This is a genomic window from Microbispora amethystogenes (assembly GCF_016863015.1).
Classification (GTDB): Bacteria; Actinomycetota; Actinomycetes; order Streptosporangiales; family Streptosporangiaceae; genus Microbispora; species Microbispora amethystogenes.
The window spans coordinates 1-5,615 of sequence record NZ_BOOB01000089.1 but is presented as its reverse complement, the minus strand read 5'-3'; the positions used below and the strand labels follow the sequence as shown (position 1 = coordinate 5,615).

Below are 5,615 nucleotides of genomic sequence, written 5' to 3'. Positions count from 1 at the left end.
ACCCACGACGGCGAACCGGGCCGCCTGGTCGAGCCCGAACTCGTGGTCAGGGAGAGCACCGGCATGAGCCCGTGAGAGCTTCCGCCCGGCTCCACAGCCGGGCGGGAAAACCGCGTCCCGCCGGTCTAGGCCCCCGACGGGACGCGAGGAACAACCATTCCGAAGGAGATTGTCTCATGCGCAAATTCACAGGCGCGCTGGTAGCGGGGCTGTTACTGCTGCTCGCGGCCGCGTGCGGCAACACCGCGGACAGCGGGGACGGCGGGAACACGACCGCCGGCGGCAAGGGAACCGTGGGCATCGCGATGCCCACCAAGTCGTCCGAGCGCTGGGTCAAGGACGGCGACAACATGGTCCAGCAGTTCAAGTCGCTGGGCTACGACACCGACCTGCAGTACGCCGAGGACGTGGTGGAGACCCAGGTCTCCCAGGTCGAGAACATGATCACCAAGGGCGTGAAGGTGCTCGTCGTCGCGGCCGTCGACGGCGCCGCCCTCACCGACGTGCTGCAGCAGGCGGCCGGCCAGAAGATCCCGGTCATCGCCTACGACCGGCTGCTGATGAAGACCCCCAACGTGGACTACTACGCCACGTTCGACAACTTCCAGGTCGGCGTGCAGCAGGCGGGCTACATCGAGGACAAGCTGGGGCTGAAGGACGGCAAGGGCCCGTTCAACATCGAGCTGTTCGCCGGCTCCCCCGACGACAACAACACGGTGTTCTTCTTCAACGGCGCCATGTCGGTGCTCAAGCCGTACATCGACTCGGGCAAGCTCGTGGTGCGCAGCAAGCAGACGAAGCTGGAGCAGGTCGCGACGCTGCGCTGGGACGGCGCCACCGCCCAGGCCCGCATGGACAACCTGCTGAGCGCGAACTACACGTCCGAGAAGATCGACGCGGTGCTCTCGCCGTACGACGGGATCAGCATCGGCATCATCTCCGCGCTGAAGAGCGTCGGGTACGGCTCCTCCGGCAAGCCGCTGCCGATCATCACCGGTCAGGACGCCGAGCTGGCGTCGGTCAAGTCGATCATCGCGGGCGAGCAGACGCAGACCGTCTACAAGGACACCCGTGAGCTGGCGAAGGTGGCGGCCTCGATGGCCGACGCCGTCGTCCAGGGCAAGAAGCCCGAGGTCAACAACACCGACAGCTACAACAACGGCGTCAAGACGGTGCCGTCGTACCTGCTCAAGCCCGTGTCGGTCGACAAGGACAACTACAAGCAGATCCTGGTCGACGGCGGTTACTACACCGAGGCCCAGCTCACCGGCTGAGCCTCGCGGGTTCACGGCACGAAAGGGGCCTCCGATGCCCGACCATATCCTCCGGATGCGGGGGATAACCAAGGAGTTCCCCGGTGTCCGCGCGCTCGACGACGTGAACTTCGACGTCGAGCGCGGGACCGTCCACGCCCTCGTGGGCGAGAACGGCGCCGGGAAGTCCACGCTGATGAAGGTGCTCAGCGGGGTCTACCCCCACGGGAGTTACGAGGGGGAGATCCTCCTCGACTCCCGCCCCTGCGCCTTCCGCGGCCTGCGGCAGAGCGAGGCGGCGGGCATCGTCATCATCCACCAGGAGCTCGCGCTCATCCCGGGCATGTCGATCTCGGAGAACGTCTTCCTCGGCAACGAGCGGGCGCGGCGCGGGGTCATCGACTGGCACGCCACGTCGGACGAGACCGTGCGCCTGCTGGAGAAGGTGGGCCTGCGCGAGGACCCGGACACCCCGGTGAACGCGCTCGGAGTGGGCAGGCAGCAGCTCGTCGAGATCGCCAAGGCCCTGGCCAAGGACGTGAAACTGCTCATCCTCGACGAGCCGACCGCCGCGCTCAACGAGACCGACAGCGAGAACCTGCTGCGGCTCCTGCGTGACCTGCGCGACCACGGCATCACCTCGATCCTCATCTCGCACAAGCTGAACGAGGTGATGGCCGTGGCCGACGCGATCACGATCCTGCGGGACGGCCGGACGATCGAGACGCTCGACGTCGCCGACGGGGTGGACGAGGACCGCGTCATCAGGGGCATGGTGGGGCGCGACCTCGACCACCGCTACCCGCCCCGCACCCCGGAGATCGGCGACGTGCTGTTCGAGGTCGAGGGGTGGAACGTCTTCCACCCCACGGTCCCCGACCGGCAGGTCGTCCGCGACGCGAGCCTCACCGTGCGGCGCGGCGAGATCGTCGGCATCGCGGGGCTCATGGGCGCCGGCCGCACCGAGCTCGCGATGAGCGTCTTCGGCCGGTCGTACGGCCAGCGGATCAGCGGCACGCTCCGCAAGGACGGCCGCGAGCTGCACCTGGCCACGGTGGGCGACGCCATCGCGGCCGGCCTGGCGTACGTCACCGAGGACCGCAAGGAGCTCGGCCTGCTGCTGGAGGAGGACATCCGGCGCAACGTCACGCTGGCGAACCTGCACCGCGTCTCCCGGCGCTCGGTCATCGACCTGCACCGGGAGGTGGCCGACGCCGAGGGGTTCCTCCACCGGCTGCGGATCAAGGCGCCCGGCGTCTTCACCAAGACCGGCAACCTCAGCGGCGGCAACCAGCAGAAGGTCGTGCTGAGCAAGTGGATGTACACCAACCCCGACGTGCTCATCCTCGACGAACCCACCCGGGGGATCGACGTGGGCGCGAAGTACGAGATCTACACGATCGTCCAGGGGCTCGCCGCCGAGGGCAAGGGCGTACTGCTGATCTCCTCGGAGCTGCCCGAGCTCCTCGGCATGTGCGACCGGATCTACGTGATGAGCCAGGGGCGGATCACCGGTGAGCTCGGACGGCGGGAAGCGACACAGGAGGCAGTCATGAGGCTGATGACGAACACACCGGCGGTGGCCCGATGACCGTGGTGGACCGCCCGGCGACCACCCCCGCGTCCTCGGGCGGGTCGGCCGGTCCCCGCCTGCGGGGGAACCTCCGGCAGTACGGGATGATCGCCGCGCTGGTCGTCATCGTCGTGCTGTTCGAGATCCTGACCGACGGCATCCTGCTCAAACCGCTGAACGTCACCAACCTGATCATGCAGAACGGCTACGTGCTGGTGCTGGCGATCGGCATGATGCTGGTGATCATCAACCGGGAGATCGACCTGTCGGTCGGCTCGGTGGCGGCGTTCGTGGGCGCGGTCACGGGCGTGGCGATCGTGAACTGGGGCCTGCCGTGGCCGCTGGTCGTGGTCGGCGCGCTCGTCACGGGCGGGCTGATCGGGGCGTTCCAGGGCTTCTGGATCGCCTACGCCCGCATCCCGGCGTTCATCGTCACGCTCGGCGGCATGCTGCTGTTCCGCGGCCTCAGCATGGTCGTGCTGCAGGGGCAGTCGATCGCGCCGTTCCCCTCCGGGTTCCGGCAGCTGGGCTCGGGCTTCGTGCCGGAGTTCGGCGCCGGCGACCTGCACCTGGTGACCATCCTGCTCGGGCTCGCCGGGGCCGCGGTGATCGTGTGGAACGACTGGCGCTCGCGCGCCAGGCGGCGCGAGTACGGCCTCGCCGTACCCGCCCTGCAGTGGTTCGTGCTCAAGGCCGTCGCGATCGTCGCCGTGATCGTGGCGTTCGCGTGGGTCCTCGCGGTCTACCAGGGCCTGCCGATCGTCGGCCTGGTGGTGATCGTGCTGACCGCGGCGTACTCGTTCGTCACCACGAGCACGGTGGTCGGCCGGCACATCTACGCGGTCGGCGGCAACGAGCGCGCGGCCGCGCTGTCGGGCATCGCGACCAAGAAGACGAAGTTCTGGGTGTTCGTCAACATGGGCGTACTGGCCGCCCTCGCCGGGCTGATGTTCGCCGCCCGGCTCAACGCGGCCACCCCCAAGGCGGGCACGAACTTCGAGCTCGACGCCATCGCCGCGGCCTTCATCGGCGGCGCATCGGCGTCGGGCGGCGTCGGCACCGTCGTCGGCGCCATCGTCGGCGGCCTGGTCATGGGCGTGATGAACAACGGCATGTCACTGCTCGGCCTCGGCGTCGACTGGCAGCAGGCGATCAAGGGCGGCGTGCTGATGCTCGCCGTGGCCTTCGACGTCTACAACAAGAACAAGTCCAAGTAGCGGGAGGGCGCGGACAGCCCGGGGCAACCGGGGACGCCGGCCGCTCCCCCGGCCGGTGGTCGTGCCGCCGTCTGTGCGTGGAAACCGATGCGCCGGCCGGACATGTCGTGCATGTCCGGCCGGCGTCGTCGTCTCATCAGTCCCTTTCCGGTGGGCGCGCGGCTCTCCGCGTCGCCAAGGGGCGTCCCCTACAATCGGAGTCACAGCTCCTGTTGAGCGGCGCGGGGCACCCGCTCGGAGAGCGGCGAGGCGCGGGGGGTTCCATGGCCAGGTCGCTGCGCTCGGACGCCCAGCGCAACCGGCAGCGCATCCTGGAGGCCGCCGAGGTCGTCTTCGCGCTCAAGGGACCGTCCGCCTCCACCGAGGAGATCGCGCAGAAGGCCGGGGTCGGCATCGGGACCGTGTTCCGCCACTTCCCGACGAAGGAGGCGCTCCTCCAGGCGATCATCGAGGTGCTCGCCGTACGCGTCGCCGCGGAGACCGGGAATCTCGCGCGCACCGGCGAGCCGGCCACCGCGTTCTTCGAGTTCTTCACCTGGGTGATCGGCCAGGCCGCGGAGCAGCGAACGGTCGTCGATCTACTGGCCGAGGCGGGCGTCGAGGTCACCGTGGCCAAGCCCGTCGACGCGCTGCGCGACTCCGTGGCGGCGCTGCTCGCCGGGGCCCAGCGGGCGGGAGCCGTACGGCGGGACGTCGGGGTCCCCGAGGTGCTGGCGCTGCTGATCGGCCTGTGCCAGGCGTCGCTGCACGCCGGATGGTCCCCCGAGGTCCGCGACCGCACCCTGGCCGTCGTGTTCGACGGGCTGCGCCCCTCCCCCGCCGCCGAATCGCCTTAGCCCGAGCCGCCCGGGCTCTCGATCTGCGCGATCATCGGGCCGATCAGCCGGTTCAGCTCGCGGACCAGCACCACCAGGGCTCGGTGTGCCAGTTCCGGCAGGTCCTCGGCGGGGCCGTCCGGCGCCGGGGGGAGGTCGTCGAGCGGCAGCGGTGCGTCCACGAGCAGGACAGGCCGCACGAACGGGATCTTGGTGAGATCCCGCTCGGCGGGCTCGACGTACTGGCCGAAGACCTCCGGCCACCCCTCCCAGCCCCGGTCGCGCCACCAGGCCCGCGACGCCGTGAGCGCCGCGGGCGGGGGCGAGACCAGGCCGATCCGGGCGATCATCGATCCGTCCCAGCCGTTGCGCGCGCACGAGGCCGAGAGGATCCGGCGATGCCACCGCACGAGCCCCGGCGAGGCGACGGGAGGCGTGGCGACCCGCCAGGCGGCGCAGGCGAACGCGACCGGGGCGATGTCGCCCCAGACGCCGTCGAACGCGCCGATGTTGTCGCGCAGCAACTCGGCGTAGCGGCTGTCGCCCCCACGTGCGCGCTCCCGGTCGGAGCGGGCGTCGATCCAGAATGCCTGGTCTTCGCGCATATATCCCGTCTTCCGGCCTGGGGGCGCGCGGTCAGCGGGCGGGCAGCGCGGCGGTGGCCGCCCCGTCGGCCACCTGCGAGGGCCCGGCTTCACCGGTGAAGACGAACGTGGCGTTGTCGCCCTCGCCCTCGATGTCGATCTTCACGACCTGG

General features: G+C 70.0%; 5 protein-coding genes. 4 read left to right on the top strand and 1 reads right to left on the bottom strand.

Going from position 1 to position 5,615, the window contains the following annotated elements:
* Window positions 1-176 precede the first annotated feature (176 nt).
* The 4 genes from chvE (at window position 177) to Mam01_RS35705 (ending at window position 4,879) form a co-directional block, all read left to right on the top strand.
* Entirely contained in the window at window positions 177-1,274 is a 1,098-nt protein-coding gene (gene chvE / locus Mam01_RS35720; protein ID WP_204289643.1) for a multiple monosaccharide ABC transporter substrate-binding protein, read from the top strand.
* 34 nt (window positions 1,275-1,308) lie between these two features.
* Window positions 1,309-2,844 carry a multiple monosaccharide ABC transporter ATP-binding protein gene (gene mmsA / locus Mam01_RS35715; protein ID WP_150940664.1) on the top strand — a complete coding sequence of 512 codons (1,536 nt, stop codon included), beginning with the start codon at window positions 1,309-1,311 and terminating at the stop codon, window positions 2,842-2,844.
* A 2-nt stretch (window positions 2,845-2,846) separates the two neighbouring features.
* On the top strand, window positions 2,847-4,043 hold the full coding sequence (mmsB, locus tag Mam01_RS35710; RefSeq protein ID WP_373868744.1) for a multiple monosaccharide ABC transporter permease: 1,197 nt from the start codon (window positions 2,847-2,849) through the stop codon (window positions 4,041-4,043).
* A gap of 263 nt (window positions 4,044-4,306) precedes the next feature.
* Entirely contained in the window at window positions 4,307-4,879 is a 573-nt protein-coding gene (locus Mam01_RS35705; RefSeq protein WP_150940668.1) for a TetR/AcrR family transcriptional regulator, read from the top strand.
* On the opposite strand, the gene Mam01_RS35700 is transcribed toward Mam01_RS35705, so the two are convergent.
* Window positions 4,876-5,463 (bottom strand): hypothetical protein, encoded by a 588-nt coding sequence (locus Mam01_RS35700; protein WP_204289642.1) that lies wholly within the window; start codon window positions 5,461-5,463, stop codon window positions 4,876-4,878. The two genes, Mam01_RS35705 and Mam01_RS35700, sit on opposite strands and share 4 nt — an antisense overlap.
* Between the last annotated feature and the right edge of the window lie 152 nt (window positions 5,464-5,615).